This window comes from Desulfitobacterium elongatum, assembly GCF_055378975.1.
This window is the reverse complement of record NZ_AP038772.1, coordinates 1448850-1467971: the sequence shown is the minus strand read 5'-3', so window position 1 is coordinate 1467971 and position 19122 is coordinate 1448850. Positions and strand designations below refer to the sequence as shown.

At 43.4% G+C, this 19122-nt stretch carries 17 protein-coding genes and 1 pseudogene; 2 read left to right on the top strand and 16 right to left on the bottom strand.

What is annotated here, in order from left to right; all coding sequences use genetic code 11:
• Nucleotides 1-102: 102 nt before the first annotated feature.
• The 6 genes from ACZ42W_RS06820 to ACZ42W_RS06795 all read right to left on the bottom strand — a co-directional run bounded on the left by ACZ42W_RS06820 (nt 103) and on the right by ACZ42W_RS06795 (nt 7606).
• On the bottom strand, nt 103-933 hold the full coding sequence (locus ACZ42W_RS06820) for a TIM barrel protein (RefSeq protein WP_464169426.1): 831 nt from the start codon (nt 931-933) through the stop codon (nt 103-105).
• A 76-nt stretch (nt 934-1009) separates the two neighbouring features.
• Nucleotides 1010-2596, bottom strand: a complete 1587-nt coding sequence (gene serA / locus ACZ42W_RS06815) for a phosphoglycerate dehydrogenase (RefSeq protein ID WP_464169424.1) — start codon at nt 2594-2596, stop codon at nt 1010-1012.
• A 353-nt stretch (nt 2597-2949) separates the two neighbouring features.
• Nucleotides 2950-3879 (bottom strand): ABC transporter permease, encoded by a 930-nt coding sequence (locus ACZ42W_RS06810; protein ID WP_464169422.1) that lies wholly within the window; start codon nt 3877-3879, stop codon nt 2950-2952.
• Complete coding sequence (locus ACZ42W_RS06805) at nt 3876-4946, bottom strand: ABC transporter permease (RefSeq protein ID WP_464169420.1); 1071 nt, start codon at nt 4944-4946, stop codon at nt 3876-3878. Before ACZ42W_RS06805 ends, ACZ42W_RS06810 begins: the two co-directional genes overlap by 4 nt.
• Nucleotides 4939-6462 carry an ABC transporter ATP-binding protein gene (locus tag ACZ42W_RS06800; protein WP_464169418.1) on the bottom strand — a complete coding sequence of 508 codons (1524 nt, stop codon included), beginning with the start codon at nt 6460-6462 and terminating at the stop codon, nt 4939-4941. Before ACZ42W_RS06800 ends, ACZ42W_RS06805 begins: the two co-directional genes overlap by 8 nt.
• Nucleotides 6463-6532: 70 nt before the next feature.
• A complete protein-coding gene (locus ACZ42W_RS06795) occupies nt 6533-7606 on the bottom strand; it encodes a BMP family lipoprotein (RefSeq protein WP_464169415.1) in 1074 nt (357 codons plus the stop codon).
• 243 nt (nt 7607-7849) lie between these two features.
• On the opposite strand from ACZ42W_RS06795, the gene ACZ42W_RS06790 reads away from it, so the two are divergent.
• The gene (locus tag ACZ42W_RS06790) at nt 7850-8032 is read left to right on the top strand and encodes a small, acid-soluble spore protein, alpha/beta type (protein WP_464169413.1); all 183 of its coding nucleotides are present in this window, start codon (nt 7850-7852) and stop codon (nt 8030-8032) included.
• 10 nt (nt 8033-8042) lie between these two features.
• Here ACZ42W_RS06790 and ACZ42W_RS06785 read toward each other — a convergent pair whose 3' ends face one another.
• The 5 genes from ACZ42W_RS06785 to ACZ42W_RS06765 all read right to left on the bottom strand — a co-directional run bounded on the left by ACZ42W_RS06785 (nt 8043) and on the right by ACZ42W_RS06765 (nt 13010).
• Nucleotides 8043-8783, bottom strand: coding sequence for a C40 family peptidase (locus ACZ42W_RS06785; protein ID WP_464169411.1), 741 nt, complete (start codon nt 8781-8783; stop codon nt 8043-8045).
• A gap of 132 nt (nt 8784-8915) precedes the next feature.
• Nucleotides 8916-9347, bottom strand: coding sequence for an Hsp20/alpha crystallin family protein (locus ACZ42W_RS06780; RefSeq protein WP_464169409.1), 432 nt, complete (start codon nt 9345-9347; stop codon nt 8916-8918).
• A 72-nt stretch (nt 9348-9419) separates the two neighbouring features.
• Nucleotides 9420-9614, bottom strand: a complete 195-nt coding sequence (locus ACZ42W_RS06775) for a CopZ family metallochaperone (RefSeq protein ID WP_464169407.1) — start codon at nt 9612-9614, stop codon at nt 9420-9422.
• Nucleotides 9615-9705: 91 nt separating this feature from the next.
• The gene (locus ACZ42W_RS06770) at nt 9706-12639 is read right to left on the bottom strand and encodes a heavy metal translocating P-type ATPase (protein ID WP_464169405.1); all 2934 of its coding nucleotides are present in this window, start codon (nt 12637-12639) and stop codon (nt 9706-9708) included.
• A gap of 35 nt (nt 12640-12674) precedes the next feature.
• Nucleotides 12675-13010, bottom strand: coding sequence for a metal-sensitive transcriptional regulator (locus ACZ42W_RS06765; RefSeq protein WP_464169404.1), 336 nt, complete (start codon nt 13008-13010; stop codon nt 12675-12677).
• A 187-nt stretch (nt 13011-13197) separates the two neighbouring features.
• Here ACZ42W_RS06765 and ACZ42W_RS06760 point away from each other — a divergent pair, with 187 nt between their 5' ends.
• Nucleotides 13198-14721 (top strand): YifB family Mg chelatase-like AAA ATPase, encoded by a 1524-nt coding sequence (locus ACZ42W_RS06760; RefSeq protein ID WP_464169402.1) that lies wholly within the window; start codon nt 13198-13200, stop codon nt 14719-14721.
• A 299-nt stretch (nt 14722-15020) separates the two neighbouring features.
• Here the strand turns inward: ACZ42W_RS06760 and ACZ42W_RS06755 are convergent.
• The 5 genes and pseudogenes from ACZ42W_RS06755 to ACZ42W_RS06735 form a co-directional block, all read right to left on the bottom strand.
• A pseudogene (locus ACZ42W_RS06755) lies at nt 15021-15488 on the bottom strand (Csac_0668 family 2Fe-2S cluster-binding (seleno)protein); the annotation flags it as partial.
• Nucleotides 15489-15667: 179 nt separating this feature from the next.
• The gene (locus tag ACZ42W_RS06750) at nt 15668-15889 is read right to left on the bottom strand and encodes a hypothetical protein (RefSeq protein ID WP_464169400.1); all 222 of its coding nucleotides are present in this window, start codon (nt 15887-15889) and stop codon (nt 15668-15670) included.
• An 82-nt stretch (nt 15890-15971) separates the two neighbouring features.
• Nucleotides 15972-17789, bottom strand: a complete 1818-nt coding sequence (locus ACZ42W_RS06745) for a HAMP domain-containing sensor histidine kinase (protein ID WP_464169398.1) — start codon at nt 17787-17789, stop codon at nt 15972-15974.
• A gap of 30 nt (nt 17790-17819) precedes the next feature.
• Nucleotides 17820-18512 carry a response regulator transcription factor gene (locus tag ACZ42W_RS06740; RefSeq protein ID WP_464169396.1) on the bottom strand — a complete coding sequence of 231 codons (693 nt, stop codon included), beginning with the start codon at nt 18510-18512 and terminating at the stop codon, nt 17820-17822.
• 92 nt (nt 18513-18604) lie between these two features.
• Nucleotides 18605-18970, bottom strand: coding sequence for a YraN family protein (locus tag ACZ42W_RS06735; RefSeq protein WP_464169394.1), 366 nt, complete (start codon nt 18968-18970; stop codon nt 18605-18607).
• Nucleotides 18971-19122: the final 152 nt, after the last annotated feature.

Genomic DNA, 19122 nt, shown 5'->3' with positions numbered 1-19122 from the left:
CTTCTTGTAAAACTAAATCTCGCAGTAAATTTTCAAAGGGCGTTCCAGTAGTTTAAACCACTGAATCGCCCTTTAACTTACTTACATTCTCTCAACTACCCCTTAACCTATCGCCCTATACGTGCTTTGTAAAAGCATGGCATCCTCTTCAAGATTGGGGCTTTCACAAATGACGATACCTTCAATACCAAAGGTATGAAACGCCTTCATCAATTCCTCATAGCGTAGATCGGATTCTTTTAAGACGAGATGCTTCTTTTCCCCTTTAAGTCCGTACTCAATTCCAGAGACATGGAAATGCGCATTTTTCACCCAGCGATCTCCTAACCCCTCGGCTGTGACCTCAAGAAGCTCGCAAAACTCATCATAGGTATTAATTCGCCCATTGGTTCGAGCGTGGAGGTGACTAATATCGATACACGGTAAGACTCCCGGAACGACTTGAGCTAAGGTGATTGTTTCTTGGAGTGTCCCAAGTTGAGAAGGCTTTCCCGTGGTTTCCGGGCGCAGTAGAACGTCATTAGCTTCAGCATCAAGTATTTCCCGAACTTTTATTAGTTCACGTGCCGTCCGTTCCAAGACGACTTCCGGCGTATCCTCATGATAAAAAGCAGGGTGAAACACGACACTACGCACTCCGAGGATCTTGCTAATGCGCGCCGTATGAAGGAGTCGATCCCGACTCGCAACGACCTTTTCCGGTTCTCGAGAATTAAAGTTAATCCAGTAGGGCCCGTGACAGCTTAAGGCAACCTTTTCTTCTATGGCAACTTGCGCTACTTTACGGGCTTTTTCTTCCCCCATGCGAACGCCTTGCACAAATTCCAATTCCATAGCACCGAGTTGAAGCTCCTTGATCCGGCGGACTCCACTTTCACTTGAGCGTTCTTTCGTTGACAAGGGAACTCCAGCTGTTCCAAATAATAATGGCAAAAAAATCCCTCCCATAAGAGTCTGCCATTATTATAGCATTTTTTCTTAGAAAGCCAATTTCATGAACGAATGGCCATTACAATCCATTAAAGTAAACGACTTGAGGGTTACTGATTCCATCTAAGCCTTTAAGCTGATTAAGGATTTCATCAGAGATATTCTGTCCTACACTGACGACCATAATTTGGGTTCCAACTTTCTCTGTTCTACCCACTTGCATCCCATTGATGTTAATTTGATTCTCCCCAAGCAAACTCCCGACCTTCCCGATCATTCCTGGAGAATCCTGATGAGGAACAATGAGAAGCCAACCTCTCGGTTCGATGTCCACCCGAATACCATCAATCATTACGATACGGGGCTCTTCCTTGCCGAAGATTGTCCCTGCCACTCGATGTTCTCCTTTATCTGTCCGAATATGAATACTGATCAGATTCGTGAAAATCTCGGCTTCCTGCATTTTTACCTCACGAACCTTTATTCCTCTTGAGCGAGCGACTCCTTGAGCATTAACATAGTTAACTTCTTCCTGCAAAAGAGGATTAAGTATCCCTTTTACGGCTGCTGTTGTTATCATCTTACAGTCCATGTCAGCGATTTCTCCGTTATACTTTATCTCAACGTATTCAGTCCGTCCATCCACGAGATGAACTGACAGTGTACCCATTTTTTCTGCCAGGTGAAGATAGGGTCGAATAAAATCAGCGACATCTCGTGCAACGGGTGGCACATTGACGGCAGTAGGGACAGCCTCTTCGCGCAGGGCCAAAAGAATTCCCTCTGCGACATCAACTGAAACGCTAACCAAAGCTTCTTCCGTATAAGAAGCAATATGCGGCGTGAAAATTACTTTCCCTGTCGCTAAGAGAGGGTTATCTAGATGGCTCGACTCCCCTTCAAAAACGTCTGCGGCAGCGCCAGCCACGATTCCCTGTTGGATTGCTTTCAAGAGAGCAGCCTCATCGACGATTCCTCCTCTTGAACAATGAACAATCCGAACTCCTTTTTTCATCTGAGAAAATGCCTCTTCATTTAACATATTCCGGGTCTCTGCTGTAAGTGGAATATGAAGCGTGATGAAATCAGCTTCAGCATAAATCCGCTCAAGCTCGACAAGTTCCACACCAAGTTCCTCTGCGTTCTCTTCATTGATAAATGGATCATAAGCCAATACCCTCATTCCAAAAGCTAACGCACGTTGCGCGACCCCTGAACCGATTCGTCCGATTCCAATAACCCCCAAGGTCTTGTCTTTGATTTCAACCCCAGTAAGTTCACTTCTATCCCATTTTCCCGCACAAACTGCCCCATGGGCCTGGGGAATATTGCGAGCAAGAGCCAGAAGCAGGGCAAAGGCATACTCGGAGGTTGCAATGGTATTCCCATCGGGCGCATTTAGAACAAGAACCCCTTTACGCGTTGCGGCCCGGAGATCAATATTATTGACTCCGGAACCTGCGCATCCAATGACTTTTAGGTCCTCGGCCACCTCAAACAGCTGGGCAGGCACACTTGTTTCACTTTGTACGACCAATGCGTGGTACCCAGGAATAATCGAAAGCAATTCGTCTTGGCTTAAATCATAACGGAGATCAACCTGATGCTCCGCTTGAAGCAACTTAATCCCTTGTTCAGCCACTTTACCTGTAATTAATACACGCATTTTAATTTCCTCCTCTAGCTATCGTGAAAACTGCGTCTAACATTGAAACCTTGAAGCCATAATAAAAAATAAAACCGCCCCAAAAATTGGGGCGGAAATCTCCGCGGTACCACCCATGTTACCAAAAAAGGTCTACTCTGACCGCTCTATCGGGCGGACCCGTCACGACTCATCATCGGCCACTCCAGGATGGAATCTCTTGTCTGGCTTACTGACTCACACCCAACGTCAGCTCTCTCCAAAACCATGGACAAAGGAATTTCCTATCATCATGTTACAATATACTCAAATTATAATCTGTACTTATACAGTGGTCAATAGTTTTTCCTAAGGAAACTTATATTCTATAACACTCAGTTCCCATCTGGCTTATAAGGAATCCCATCAGCTGCAGGAGCTGTACTCCGCCCGACAAGTCCAGTTAGCGCGAGTATCGTTAGCGCATAAGGGAGCATCTGGATGATATTGGTTGAAATACCAGATCCCTGTAAAACCATGCTTAAAGCCATTGCAAAGCCAAATAACAAGGCAGCACCTAAGGATCCAAACGGTGTCCACTTTCCAAAGATCATTGCCGCGAGAGCAATGTACCCTCGTCCACTACTCATATTGACTTCAAAACTATTGAGAAGTCCCAAAGAAAGGTATACTCCTCCTAAGCTCGAAAGCATTCCACCGAGAATCACTCCGAGATATCGTATTCTCCAGACATTAATCCCAGCTGTATCTGCTGCCTGAGGATTCTCTCCTACAGCCCTCAATCTTAAGCCGAGATTCGTATGAAAGAGAAAATAATGAGCGACTATGATTAGGACCAGCATCAAGTAGACCATAAAATTCTGATGGCCAAGAATTTGCCCCACATAGGGAATATCAATCAAGCCTGGAATACTAAGATTAGGCAAAGCTGGAGTCTCTCTTGGTGTTCCCCCATAGCCAAAAATCGTATTAAGCATAAAGGCTGTAGCGCCTGCGGCAAAGATGTTAATTCCCATCCCGACGATGACTTGGTCAGCTCCGACATGGACTGTGACCCAGGCAAAGAGCACCGAAATAAGCCCTCCCATAAACACGGCACCCAGGAGTCCCAGCCAAGGATTATTCGATAAATACGAGAAGAGGACTGCAAAGAAAGCACCGATCAGCATAATTCCTTCCATCGCGATATTAACGACCCCACTCCGTTCGGAGAACGTCCCTCCTAAGGCTGGTAAAGCGATCGGTGTAGCCATCGCGAGGGTTGCAGCCCATAATTCCGGTCGAGCAAGTTCACTCCAGCTCATAGACCTACCCCCTCCTTATCCTCTACCCAAACTTTCTTGGCTTTTTGCCTCCTGCGAATCATGGGAATAATATCCTTTGCGGCGACAAGGAAGATAATGATTCCAGAAAGGACTTCCGTGAGGTGAGAAGGAACACCCGAGGAAATTTGCATGAACTGCCCTCCATTTCCTAGGGCCGCGAAGAAGATAGCTGACAAAACAACTCCAAAAGGATTATTGTTGGCTAATAAGGCAACAACGATTGCCGTATATCCATAGCCTGAAGAAAAACTATCATAAAGACGATGTTGCACACCAAGCATTTGTACAGCACCTGCTAAGCCAGCACACATGCCGCTTAGAAAAAGAGCGAGTACAAGATGAAAGGATACACTAATCCCTGCGTAGCGTGCCGCTCGTGGATTTAACCCTACCGTTCTAAGACGTAGTCCGAGTGTCGTCTTATACATAAGCCAATAGACGACAACCACCACACAAAGTGCGACTACAATTCCCCAGGATAGTTGGGTTCGTGGAAGAATCATCCCTAACTGAGCTGAAGGAAGAATCACCGGAGATTGCGGAGTGTATCCTGGTGCCATCATCGGTCCATTTTCTAACATATAATGGCTTAAAAAAATGGCAATGTAGCTCATCATCATGGTTGTAATCACTTCATGAGCGCCGACCATCGCTTTAGCTAGACCTGGAATTAACCCTGCCCAAAGTCCTGCCGCAAGCACAGCAACCAAAAAAGCTAGTCCTATATGCAAGACTGGCGGAAGACCTGGTACTGCATACCCTATCCATACTGCTGCCATACTTCCGATCCAGTACTGTCCTTCTGCTCCTATATTAAAAAGTCCGGCTTTAAACGTAATGGCAACACCTAACCCCGATAGGATTAAAGGGACGGCGTTCGCTAGAGTATTGGCCAAGTTAACCTTTGTACCGAAGGCTCCCTTAAACAATGCTCCGTACGCTTGAAGCGGGTTGTGCCCTGTGACAAGCATTACACCAGCCCCGATGAGAAGGGCAATCCCAATCGCAAATAAAGGCGTCAGGAGATCTTTGACTAACTTAGGCATTATCCCCCTCCTTTTCTTGGCTGACGCCAGCCATGAGGAGTCCAAGTTCTTCCTTGGAAACTTTGCCCCCCTGGAAGATACCCATAAGACGGCCACCATGAATGACCCCAATACGATCCGCCAAAGAAAGGATCTCCTCCAGTTCCAAAGAGACTAGCAGGATAGCTTTCTCCTTCTCACGCAGCTCTAAAAGTTTATTATGAACAAATTGAATGGCACCTACATCAAGTCCTCGGGTGGGCTGAGCTGCGATAAGCAGTTCGGGATTACGAGAAACCTCCCGGGCTAAAATCACTTTCTGTTGATTTCCACCGGATAAATTTCGGGCTAAAGCTTGAATTTGGCGAGGCCTGACATCAAATCCTTCGGCAAGCTCCGCTGCATGTTCTTCAATGGCCTTCTGTCGCAGTTGCCCCCTCCTTGAGAAGGGAAAACGGGCGAAATCCCTTAGGATAAAATTCTCTGTGAGCTTTAGATCGAGAACCAAGCCCTCCTGCTGTCGGTCTTGCGGGATATAGGCAATTCCTTCCTCAATCCTTTCAGCTACGGGTGTAGACGTAATATCTTTGCCCTGAAAAAGGATCTTCCCAGATTTTACTTTGAGCAGTCCGGCAATAGCATCAACCAACTCAAATTGCCCATTACCATCAATCCCAGCAAGACCAAAGATTTCTCCTTTTCTTACGTCTAAGCTAATTCCTTTGACTTTTTCACCCTGTCCAGAGTTGACTCTAAGATTTTCAATCGTTAGGATGGGGGCACCCGCCTCCTGATTCGGTTTAGATACTTGCAAAATAACCTCTCGACCAACCATGTAGTTTGCCAGCTCTTGTGGTGTCGTCGATGCGGTATCTAAGGTTCTCACGGTTTTTCCGGCTCGCATGACCGTGACTCGGTTAGAAATTCGTTTTACTTCTTCCAGTTTGTGGCTGATAAAGAGGATGGGTACTCCTTTTGAACGGAGTGTATCCATCACAACAAATAATTCCTCTGCTTCTTGTGGCGTGATCATAGAGGTCGGTTCATCTAAAATCAGAAGCCGTGCCTGGCGATAGAACACTTTAAGTATTTCCACCCTTTGTTGAAGTCCAACGCTCAAATTTTTGACCTTTGCTGCTGGGTCGATCTCAAGATGATAACGCTCCGATAGTTCACGCACGAGAGCTTCATTATCCTTCCTATGATAACGAAGTCTGCCGGGTTCCCCTCCGAGGACGATATTCTCGGCCACGGTAAGCTCAGGAATAAGCATGAAATGCTGATGAACCATACCAATTCCAACTTCAATTGCTTGACGTGGACTTGTAAAATGTAAATTCTTACCATAAAGGTTAATACTTCCAGCATCTGGCTGATACAAGCCGTAAATTATCTTCATCAGAGTAGATTTTCCAGCTCCATTTTCACCTAGGATAGCATGAATTTCTCCTTCACACACATTTAAGTTTACCTGGTCATTCGCAATTACCCCTGGGAATTTCTTTGTAATTCCACGTACTTCTAAGCAAGTGTGCATTGAACCCTCCGTTCAACCAAGAAAGGGATTGCCCCAGCTTCTGAAGCAATCCTCTTCTTTAGTTCTCTGATTAGAATTTCTCTGGAATTTTTGTCGTGATGTTAATCTTACCCTCTTTAATCTGCTTGGCTACTTCATTTACTTTATCTACAATCTCTTTTGGCACAGCCTTGGACGGAGTTGCAAACCCTACTCCATTGTTATTCAATTCAAATACGATATTACCGCTCTTGAACTTATTCTCTAAGGTTCCCTTAATGATATCAAAGGTCGCAACATCCATTCCTTTCATGGCACTCGTAATCACTGTATCTGGAGCAATATAATTCTGATCTGCGTCGACTCCGATGGCGTATACATTTTTCTCCTTAGCGGCATCAATCGCACCGGTTCCCGTTCCACCAGCTACGGGGAAAATAATATCTGCTCCACTTGCAATCTGACTGAGAGCTGTTTGTTTGCCCAAGCCAGGATCATCAAATTTGTTCGTATAGTTTAATTTGATTTTGATATCAGGATTTACACTCTTTGCCCCTTGAATAAAGCCTGCGATATAATCATCCACTGGAGGGATTTGCATGCCGCCAACAACCCCTACCGTATTTTTACCGAAGGTATTCGGAATCCCCTGGGTTTTCTCCATTAGACCAGCCATTACCCCGACGAGATATCCACACTGTTCAGTTTTAAACATCGCGGAAGCGACATTTGGGCGATCTGTGATTGAGGAGTCAATAATCATGAATTTAGTATCCGGATAGGTTTGGGACACTTTTGTCACCGCATCTTGCATTAAGAAACCAACGGCTATAATTAAATTATATTTCTGTTCAGCAAAACGGCTAAGGTTTGTCTCGTAATCTGTCATTTGCTTCGATTCCACGACAGACTTCGTAATTCCAAGTTCTTTGACCGCTTGTTCTAAGCCTTTGTTCGCAAGGTAGTTAAAACTCTTATCATTTAACCCCCCGACGTCAGTAACCAATGCGACCTTAAAGTCTGAATTTTTCTTAGCGGAATCACTTGGAGCACTAGGGCTGGATGAAGAAGCTGCGGGGGTGGAACTATTGCCACTGCAACCAACCAACACGAGGGTAAGGGTTAAAATTAGAGCAACTAACTTTAGGGTTTTTAGTTTGTTCACAAATTTTCCCTCCATTTCATAATCATTTTACTACTTAGATTCTTCAAATAAAATGAATTTCCTTCCTCTTTTTGGATTTAATTCAATATAATGTATCATTTTATTTTTTCTGTTTTCTCCGTCTTTTCTTTCCAGTTTCATTTTGGATCTAAATACATAATGTCTTAGGGAAAGCACAAACTATAATTACTTTGCAAAAGCAAAGTGATGCCCTAATGACCTGAGATGAAAGGAGGAATCCAAATGTCCAGACGTCGGCGCAGTATTATGTCGAGTGAGCTCAAACAAGAAATCGCCCAAGAGCTTGGATTTTCGGATACCCTGAAGCAAGAAGGATTCAGTGGGGTTTCTTCACGGAACTGCGGGAATATGGTTAAAATGGCTATCGAACTCGCAGAGCGTAATATGATGGGCCGCAAGTCATAACTGAAGTGTATTAAGGAATAACCCGTCTGCTACCCCGATAAGTGCGATTCCAATACTCCTGATCCAAGGACTGAATCTCTACTTTTTCGTGGGTAGCAGACACAAAATTCTGGTTTCCAATATAGATTCCAACGTGGCTCGCACCTGGCCCTGATGTGCTAAAAAAGACGAGATCACCAAGCTTCAACTGAGAACTAGGTACCCCCACTCCACTGCGGAATTGTTCCTGTGAAGTGCGTGGAAGTTCAACTCCATTCTGTTTAAATACGTTTTGAACGAGTCCTGAACAATCTACCCCCACAACTGTAACTCCGCCATATCGATACGGAACTCCAAGCCACGCTTTAGCTGCATCGACAATCCTCTCAGATAATCCCTTATCCTGATTGCCTCTATTCGGAGTTATACTCTGGAAATAGCTTTCACTCGTTAATGTCTTATTTGTTAATTGATTAACATTAGTTTTTGAAAATTCATTCTTTAATTCTGTCCTATTATCTTTGATTTCATCTTCGGATTTATTTGAGGTATCACGTTTCATCACATTGAGCATCAATGGAAGAAAATCTTGTTTATGGATTGATTGAATATCCATACTTATAAAGAAGTCATAATATCTTTTACTTTCTGCATGATTTGACACTGTTTCTGGGGTCGTTATCGGAACAACAGTTATTCCTGCTAGTAGGAACACACCCAGACTCATCAAATTTTTATCAAGCGGCGTACCAATGGGGAGAGCGATTTGCATACTCCACCTCCCTTCCCACTGTTCTTTATGCGAATCTCTGGCGAGTTAGTACTATCAAATAATAGGGCTTAAACCGGAAGTAAAAATAATTCAAGGGATTAGCTTATTTAAGCTAATCCCTTGAATTATTTTTTAATGGAAATCGACTTCAATTGTTCGTGCTGCCGGGTGGCGATCCTTAAGGAAGGTTAATTCCAGAACTCCATTCTTATAGCTGGCATGTGCACCATCAGCTTTGACTACCGCAGGGAGGGTAAAGGCTCGACTGAACTTCCCGTAGTAACGTTCTGAAAGGTGGGAAGAACGTTCTTCATTGGAAGTGACTCGCTTGATTTCTCCATGAATTGTTAAGAGGTTTTCATCGATTTCGATATGAATATCCTCTTTCTTCTCTATACCCGGAATCTCTGCCGTCACAATGACTTGGGTCGGTGTTTCCTCTACATCCACTCGATACAACAATTGAGAGAGATCTTCTTTCCCTCTTCCCCTGCGAAAGTGACGATCCATTTCATCCCAATACGAATCAATCATCCGAAATGGATCATAAGGAACTAATGCCATGATCACTCACCTCTCTAAGATTTCAACTTTAAGCTCAAATCTTAGTATGGCAAGCACTCTAGGTATTATTCATTACTCAGCACTGTAACCTGCATCTTCAACAGCCTTTTTGAGCTCCTCATGGTTCGCTGAACCTGTAACCACGGCTTCTGCTTTAGCCAAATCCACACGAACACTTTCTACGCCGCTCACCCCACTAAGAGCCTTTTCAACATGCATCTTACAATGACTACAGGTCATACCACTGATTTTTAACGTTTGATTCATCTTTTCATACCTCCAATAAATTATTTATAAACTAAACTTCAAATTGAGTTAATAACTCATCTGAAGCAAGTTGCCGATTCTAAGAACAACTCTAATCGACAAGTTTCTTCCCATACCTTCTTAGTAAGAGCGAGCTCGTAACGACTGAAACAGAAGAAAATGCCATAGCTAAGCCTGCCCACTCCGGAGGTAGAAGTTCCCCAGTTATCGGATAAAGTACTCCAGCTGCTATAGGAATTCCAATCGTGTTATAAATCAAGGCCCAGAATAGATTCTGCTTAATTTTGGAGAGCGTTTTCCGTCCGAGTCGTATTGCCCGTTCTACATCGAGAAGGTCATTGCGTACGAGTACGACATCCCCGGTTTCTTTCGCTACATCTGTCCCAGACCCGATCGCAATTCCCACATCCGCCTGAGCTAAAGCAGGTGCGTCGTTGATTCCATCTCCAACCATAGCTACCTTGAGTCCCTGGTTCTGATACTTTTGAATCATGTTGATTTTATCCTGCGGAAGAATCTCCGCAAGTACCTCATCAATACCTACTTCATTTCCAATAACCGTCGCAACTTTCTTATTATCCCCAGTGATCATGAACGTTTTGATCCCTAATTTATGCAGTCGACGAATGGACTCCTTCGTACTTTCCTTAAGCACGTCTGCTAAGGCAATGATTCCGATAATTTTACCATTGAAGGCGACAAAACTTGTTGTTTTTCCTGCTTCTGCTAAACGTTGAAAGTCCTTTTCTACTTGCTCTAACGGAATATTGAAGTTCTTGATGAGTTTCATATTGCCAATAAGCAATTGTTTACCTTGATACTCACTGATGGTTCCATGACCGCTTTCTTCGCGATAATTTTTAACCTCTTCAATCTCGATATTTTCTGCTTTAGCCCGGTTAACTACCGCTTGGGCCAAGGGATGAATGGAAGGATTTTCACCTGCTGCAGCTATTTTAAGCAGCTCCATTTGGGAATATCCCTCATAGGAAAGAAGATCAGTCACCTCTGGTTTTCCTTTTGTCAGGGTTCCGGTTTTATCGAAACCAATGGCATCAATCTTGGCAATTCCCTCAAGAACGGCCGCTGATTTGAAAAGAATTCCCCGGTTAAGTCCGACTCCACTACCTACCATGATTGCCGTTGGCGTTGCCAAGCCCAAGGCACAAGGACAAGCAATAACTAAGACGGCGATTGCAGCGGTGAAGGCAAAGACAAAGGAGCTGTTTAAGGCAACATACCAAATGATAAAGGTGAGTACTGCGATTGCTACGACGGTCGGTACAAAATAATTGGAAATCGTATCAGCAAGTCGCTGAATGGGAGGCTTAACCCCCTGGGCATCTTCAACCATTTTGATAATTCCGGAAAGAACGGTATCCTTCCCCGTTTTGCTTGTTGAAATTTTGATACTTCCGGAACGGTTTATTGTTGCACCTACGACTGGATCCCCAACACCTTTATCGACTGGTATAGATTCTCCAGTGATCATGGCTTCGTCGATGCTCGCTTGACCTTCGATGATTTCGCCATCCACTGGAATTTTTTCACCGGGTTTTACAAGGATGATATCTCCTATTTTTACACTGGACGCGGCGACCTCTTTTTCTTCTCCATCAATGAGTATTCTCGCCTTATCAGCTTGAAGTTCCAATAAGGTTTTCAACGCTCGACCTGCTCTTCCCTTGGCTTTGGCTTCCAAATACTTCCCAAAGCGTACAAAGGTAATCAATAGAGCAGAGGTGTCAAAGAAGACCGGACCCTCAAAGAAGATATGTGGAAACGTTGTCATGACGCTATAACCATAAGCAGCCGTGATTCCCAAAGCGACTAAAACATCCATGTTAGCCGAGCGATTTTTTAGCGCGTGATAGGCCCCTCGATAAAAGGTCCATCCTGCTGAGAATTGCACGATGGTAGCTAAGATCAACATCGTGTACATTAGCCCGTGGCTCATGGGAAGGAACATGATAGGCATGATAGGTAGGGAAAGAACTGCACTGAAGATTAACCAGTTCCTTTGCCTCTTGACTGCCTGATCCTCTTGAGACTCCTCATTTCTCTTGATTGGAATATAACCTGCATCTTTTACTTGTTCAAAAATATCCTCTAAGTTAACAACTTCCGGGTCAAATTCAACGGTGACCGTTTCAGTTGCAAAATTAACCGAAGCCACCTTAACCCCTGGGGTCTTTTTTAGTTTCTTCTCAATCGTCAGTGCGCAATTAGCACAGGTCATTCCACTAACCTTAAATTGTTGTTTGCCTTCCCCTCTTTCAGCTTGCATTCCATAGCCAAGATCTTTGATTTTCTCAACAATATCTTTTTCATTAACTAACTTAGGGTCGTACTCTAAGGAGAGTTTTTCTGAAGCAAAGTTTACAGCAGCCGTATTGACTCCTGGCATTTTGCGCATCCCTTTTTCTATGGTTAAGGCACAGTTGGCACAGGTCATGCCTGTAATCTTAAATTGTTTGACTTCACTTGTAGGCTTCTCCAGCTCCGCGTCGATCGACTCCTGCTCCACTATAGCGATAGGCTCAGTCGAATACCCTGCCTCTTCAATGACCTTTAGGATCAGTTGGTCATTCACTTTTTCCGGATTATATCCAAAGCGTGCCTTTGATTCTGGCAAAGAGACTTCGACATTGACGACTTCTGGAAGATTCTCTAAAGCCTTCTTAACTCTTCGAACGCAATGCTCACAGGTCATTCCGTAGACGCTAATCTCTTTATCTTCCGTTTGATTCGCTGTCTGGCTCTCTTCTTGGCTCTCTTCCAAGGAATAACCCGCGTCCTCTATGGCTTCCTTCACTTGAGTAAAACTATAGCGATTTGGATTATAGGTATAGCTCGCCGTTTCACTCTCTAACGAAACTTCTACATCTTCTACCTCAGGAAGACCCTCCAAAGCTTTTCTTACACGTCGAACGCAATGCTCGCAGGTCATACCTAGTACTTTTATCTCTTGACTCTTACGTTCTATAGGCTCTTTACTATTTATTTCTAAAGTCTCTTCACTCATGTTGTCGCCTCCTCGGCTACCTAAATCGTTAAATTTTATTTCATCATTTTAAAGATTGTTTTTAGAACTTCATCAATGACCTGTTCATCTCCGTCTTGAAGCTGCTCAAGCACACAGGATTTCATATGCTTTTCCAGTAAAAGCTTAGAAACCCCGTTTAGAGCCGATTGAACAGAAGCAATCTGATTAAGCACATCATCACAATACGTATGTTTCTCAATCATTCCTTTTATGCCACGAACTTGTCCTTCAATTCGGTTCATACGATTGACCAGCTCACGAATTGTTTTATCACTATGGTGGCTTGTCCGTTCACTACCTTCTTTAAGTGTGCCCTGACATTCCGGACAAGATTTTTCATTATCACTCATGATTTATTAGCACCTCCAAAAATATAGTATACCCCCCCTATGCTATATGTCAAGAAAGTATAAATAAATTCATCATACTGACTTCGGACCAATTTTTAATTTGTGTTTTAAACGCAGTGCTCTTATATTTTGGAAGGATAATACAGCATATTGTCGAATTCTTCCTCTTATGGGAGGGATTGAATGAATGTTTGCAGCCGTTAACGGAATGGCCGTGTCTGGAATACATGCACACCTTATTCGTGTGGAAGTCGATGTCTCAAATGGTTTACCAGGGTTCGATATTGTAGGTTTGCCAACGACCGCTGTAAGAGAATCACGTGAGCGTGTAAGATCAGCCATTAAGAATTCGGGATTTGATTTTCCCTTACAACGCATCACTGTAAATTTAGCACCAGCAGATATCAAAAAGGATGGTTCTGGTTTAGACCTACCTATCGCCATTGGAATTTTGGCAGCAACGAGTCAATGCTCAGAGCAAAAACTGCAAACTTCAGTATTTGTAGGGGAACTTTCCCTTGAAGGTCAACTAAGGCCTGTACCAGGGATTCTCGCCATGGCCGTTTCGTTAGCACAACTTTCCCGCTACGCACTCATCGTTCCACCAGAAAATCTTCTTGAAGCCAACCTCATAGGAGAAATTCGCAGCGAAACTTCTTCGAACCTAGCTGAATTGGTTAATGCACTCCAAGAAGACTCACTTTTCGATACATCAGTAACTAGTATACCTCTTACAGAAGAGATTTCCTTAGATACGCTCGATCTTAGCGTCATCCGAGGCCAACAGCAGGCGAAAAGAGCCTTAGAGATTGCAGCAGCAGGAGGACATAACTTAATTCTCATTGGCTCACCGGGATCAGGAAAAACAATGTTGGCCAAAGCCTATGCAGGAATCCTTCCCCCCTTAACCCGTATGGAAAGTCTTGAAGTCACCAAGATCTATAGTATAGCCGGTTTACTCGGACATAATGGGCAGCTTATCCGAACTCGCCCTTTTCGTCAACCCCATCATTCAGCAACCTCTGCTGGAATCCTGGGCGGGGGACGTGAAATGAAGCCCGGTGAACTTATCCTTGCAAATCATGGGGTACTTTTCTTGGATGAGCTTCCTGAATTCTCCCGAGAGGTTCTCGAATCTTTACGTCAACCCTTAGAAGACCGAGAACTCACTATCACACGCCAACGCGGGAGTGTGAAGTACCCTGCCCGTCTAAGTGTCGTCGCAAGCATGAATCCATGCCCTTGCGGATGGCTGGGTGACTCCAAAAGAGCTTGTACGTGCACTCCAAGACAAATTGATACTTATCGTGGTCGAATCTCTGGCCCTCTCCTAGATCGCTTCGATATGCATGTTGAGGTTCCTCGTGTCAATTATGAAGAACTTCATAGTCAGCCCGACGGTGAAAAATCTCGAAAAGTTCAAGCTCGTATACTCAAGGCACGAGAACGTCAATGGGCTCGCCTCGGAGAAGTAAAGACGAATGCTGAGATGAATGCACTAGAAACCTCTGAGTTCTGTGATCTAGATAAGACAGGCGAACAGCTCTTAAGAAATGTCTTTGACCGACAGCACTTAAGTGCAAGGAGTCACGACCGAATTCTCAGAGTCTCCCGCACCATTGCTGACCTTGATGGCGAAGATAAGATTTTACCCCGCCATCTCGCCGAGTCCCTTCAATTCCGGGCACTTGATCAAAATGTCGTTTATTAAACCAGAACTGCGTATAAAGAAAAGGAAGGCAAAACTCGGTATAACGGGTTCCGTTAAGGAGTTCAAAACTACGAATCGCATTTGAATTCGCATCAACTTTCTCACAGGTAATCGCGGATATAAAATTCTACTAGAATTCAACTCAAAAAGAGTCCAAGAACCTCAAAGAGGAAGACCAGATTATTCTTCTGGTCTTCCTCTTTTGCTATGCCCGATTAAGTATCCCATTGGGTTAAAGTTGTTTTAGATGTCACTTGTTTACATTCGGTTAGCTTACTGCAAATTTTAAGAAAAGTGCGTCACAGGTTATTTCCTTTAATATTCAATGCTTTATTGATAGTTTCTTGAATAAATGGGCTACAGCATTTGCCTAAAGGATTGTTAATTTCACACTTTCCGTTCTTCATTGCTCCCGTAAGTCTAATAATATCCTTCATATCTTTTGCTCCATCATTTATAACGGCATCAATAATTTGTTGCTCTGTAACTTGGATGCAATAGCATAGATATTTTGGGTTAGCATCCTTTTTAAACCATATAGGCACTTTTACCTGCCGTCTACTGAATGATGTTCCTAAATCTGGATTAAAGTAGACAACATTGCATTCTTCATTCATACAAATAAAATAAGCATAATCTTTTACTCGGTCTTTAAATTCATCAATAACTAAATGTTTTATAGTAATGTTTTTAACTTTTATTCCTTCACTATTACATACAGGACAGAGGTTATTATTCTCTACTGCACGAGTAGAGTTTTGTTCACTTGCTCAACAGGATTTGTTTAACTCTAATTCTTGCATAATAAATCATCACTCCTTGAGTCTATTTTAAGTATTAAACATGATAATCTGCAAATATATCTACTGAACATAATGCTACTAAAGCGTCACAACATTAGAAGGAGCTAATCCATCTTCTGTAACAAAGATATATTTCATAACACCTAAAATAGATTAATCACAGTCAAAATGATTGAAAACAGAATAATAACCTTAACAATATTTAAACCCATAACTACAATTGAAGCTAAATATGATACTACGGCATTCGAGCCATCAAGTGGGTCAACTTGTCGGGACAACAGAATTGTAGCCAAATGTAGTACTAGACCAATAAACAAAAGCCAGATAATTGCCACAATCATTTCCCCTTTTCTATCAATCATGAACGAAAGTCCCTTAAACGTCCACCTAACGGCATAGGCTTTCGGCCTTAGTTGAACGACTTCTAGCGGAGGGGCGTCTACTCTACTTCGCTAAAAGAACTCTAAAGCACGTCCCTCTCCCTACTTCGCTCTCGACCTTTATTTCCCCATCATGTGCTTCAACAATGAGCTTGACAATCGCTAGGCCTAGTCCCATTCCACCCTCTTTACGTGAGCGTGATTTATCTACTCGATAAAATCGCTCAAAGATATGAGACAGAGCCTGCGAAGGAATTCCTTCTCCCTGGTCTACTACACTAAATTGAATTCGTACTCCTAGGTCTTTCACCATTATCGCCACTCGCTTCCCTGAAGGTGTGTGACGAAGCGCATTCTCTATGAGATTAATAAAGACTTGAAGGAGACGATCATGATTTGCTGTGATCACTCCCGTTCCTTCCTCAATATCTAAATGAATTCCTAGCTCGTCAGCCCTTCCCTGAAAGCGATGACGGAGCTCTTGAAGGAAACTGCCTATATCAATTTCACTCTTATCAAAGACTTTCCAACGTTCGAAACGGTTAATTTCCTGAAGTTCCATGACCAATTTGGCCAAACGTTTTGCCTCATCTAATACCAAATCAATATGTTCTGATTGCTCCTCTTTGGGTATGACTTCATCTTGAATGGCTTCTAAGTAACCTTGGATTAAATGTAAAGGGGTACGCAGTTCGTGCGTAACACTTGCCATGAAGTCACGACGCTCTTTCTCAGCACGTAGAGAAGCCGTAACATCCCTTAAGACCGCTACAAAAGCTTGGACTCCTTCTCGGGCCTGGGTGGATGCCATCGCGACTTGAAGAACTTGAGTATCCAAGTTAAGATGCGTATTTTCTTCAGCACCAAGTTGGTCTGCAAAATTTCGTAAGAAAGTGATTATTGTTTCCTTTCTATCCGAATATTCTTGTCCATCCCCTTGCCAAAGTGCTTTTGCAGGCTCGTTTGTATATAGAATCTTGCCCTTTGCATCGAGCATAATAACTGCGTCGCTAATCCCCTCGACTATTCCTTGCATTAGATTTCTTTCTTCTGATAGCCAAGTCATATGATTACTTAGACTTTGTCCCATAGAATTCAACGCATCTGCTAATTCTCCCAACTCATCCCGACTCTTCACCCCTAAAATCGGCTGAAAGTTCCCTTTCGACATACGGCTAGCCCCTTTTTGCATCAAGGCAAGTGGTCGAGTGAATTGACGTGCAAAGAGCAGACTCACTAAGGTTGCCAACACGACGGCTACTAAAGAGCAGTACAAGATCATACGCATAAACGCATTAACACTTGCCTGCACTGGGGCAGGAGAACTCCCTAGTACCACAATGGCTTCGCTAGGGTCTCCTATGGGAGCGGCTGCAATGAGCATTGCTTGTCCACTCTTGTTCTTCGGAAGTGCTTTAATGGTAATCGTATTTCCAGCTAAGACTGCCGAGATGTTTGCACCATTCAAAAAATCGGTCGGATATAAGGAACGAATCAGGTGACTCATTCCCAGCATGTTCACACCTTCTGTCCCGCTGCTTCTCCATCCCATATCATTAAGGGACTCTAAGCCGGAGGGAACAATTTCACCTTTCACCGCAATTATCGCACTATGACTATCCATGACAACCATCTGAGTTCCGGAAGATAATTTTATCTCATCGATCGCATACAGGCGGTGGGACCAACTCGGTTGTTGAGTAAGTTGTTGCGAGATATCCTTGACTTCATCTCCTAATTCTCCGAGCTTTTGTTGGAGATAAAAGTCTCCGAAGAGTAGAGCAATCGTCCCAATCACGCCACCTAATACAACAAGGATCAAAGCTGTCATAGCAATCCATAGTTTTATACTAATACTTAGAGGACGCAGTCTTAACTTCAAAATCCTTCTCCTCATTTCACTGCTTAGGTGTTAATGTACTGCTGCTTCCGGATCGAACTTATAGCCTACACCCCAGACCGTCGCTAGCATGCTCCGAACGTCTGGATGAAATAACTTTTCCCTAATTTTTTTAACATGGGTATCTACAGTACGGGCATCCCCATAGAAATCATAACCCCATACTGTTTCCATAAGTTGTTCTCTTGAAAATACTCGACCGGGATTTTTCGCTAAGAAATAGAGCAATTCGAATTCCCTTGGTGTGAACGTGATTGTTTCCTCTTCGATTAATACCCTATGCCTATCCTTCTCAATTCGTAATAAACCGTAGGCTAAATCCGAAGAATTTCCTGTAAAACTTCCCCCCGTACGTCGTAATAAGGCCTTAACTCTTGCTACAAGCTCTTTTGTACTAAAAGGCTTAACAAGGTAATCATCCGCCCCCATTTCAAGACCAAGGACCCGATCAAATTCTTCTCCTCGCGCAGTAAGCATGATAATAGGGATATCAGATTTCTCCCTAACTTCACGACACACTCTCCATCCGTCAACCTCAGGCATCATCAAGTCTACGATGAGTAGTGAATACTCTCGTTTTTCAATCTTATCTAAAGCTTCGCGACCATTTTCAGCTTCTTCAACGCTATATCCTTCACGTTCGAGATACATCCGTACCAAGTGCCGAATGCGCTCCTCATCATCGATTACCAAAATAGGATTCATAGGAAACCTCCTTTTAGAGTAAGGCTAGATTATTCTTTTATAAGGAAAAATACTATTTATGGAGTTTTAAACCCCTGAGAAGGCCTATCTTTTTATATGCCACGTATCCAATAGATATCTGGATGCCTTCCTAGAGTGTCTACTGGTCGAATTGCAATTAAGTCAAAACGCATGGAAGGCCAAGTTTTATAGCCTCTAAATTTTATGTAATGTGATGCAATCCGATTCAAGCGAGCTCGTTTTTGGGGTGTAATACTCTCCTCTCCCCAGCCACATCGTCCAGAAGATCGAGTTCGTACCTCAATGAATACGAGCTGCAAACCCTCGCGAGCTATAATATCCATTTCTCCTAGCGGACACCGATAATTTCGTTCGAGAATCGTTAGTCCAGCTTGCTCGATATGCTCCGCTGCGTGGTCTTCTCCGTATCGTCCCACATCTATTTTACTATGGTTCACACTATGCTCCCCTTTGTTCTTCCTTTTACATATTTTAGCACAGGAGGTCAAAGGTCGTACAGGTCTCCTTCTCAAGTATACGAAAAAAGAGTCCTGGTGTAAAACCAGGACTCTTTAGTACCCATTTATTGAAGTAAATTGAAAATTCCAGA